The organism is Pseudomonas brassicacearum, from assembly GCF_003732265.1.
In the GTDB taxonomy this organism is placed as follows: Bacteria; Pseudomonadota; Gammaproteobacteria; order Pseudomonadales; family Pseudomonadaceae; genus Aquipseudomonas; species Aquipseudomonas brassicacearum_D.
In genome coordinates, this window is record NZ_MOBK01000249.1 from 1 (window position 1) to 325 (window position 325).

Genomic DNA, 325 nt, shown 5'->3' on the forward strand with positions numbered 1-325 from the left:
GAAAAATACCGCCTCGACGCTCAGGTCGAGCAACGCGAATACCTGGTCGACGGCCAGTTGCGCCGCTGGGACGGCCCGCTCGCCACCGTGCGCAGCCCGGTCTATCTGAAAGGTGAGAATGGCGACGAACAAGTCATCCTCGGCAGCACGCCGTTGCTCGATGCCGAGACCGCCCTCACCGCCCTCGACGCCGCCGTCCGCGCCTACGACCGTGGCCAGGGCCTGTGGCCGACCATGCGCGTAGCCGAACGCATTCAGCACGTCGAAGCCTTCCTCGGCCGCATGCGCCAACAGCGCGATGCCGTGGTCAAGTTGCTGATGTGGG

At 66.5% G+C, this 325-nt stretch carries 1 pseudogene; it reads left to right on the forward strand.

Annotation, left to right across the window (positions count from 1 at the left end):
• Positions 1–325: pseudogene (locus tag BK660_RS31105) on the forward strand (NADP-dependent glyceraldehyde-3-phosphate dehydrogenase); the annotation flags it as partial.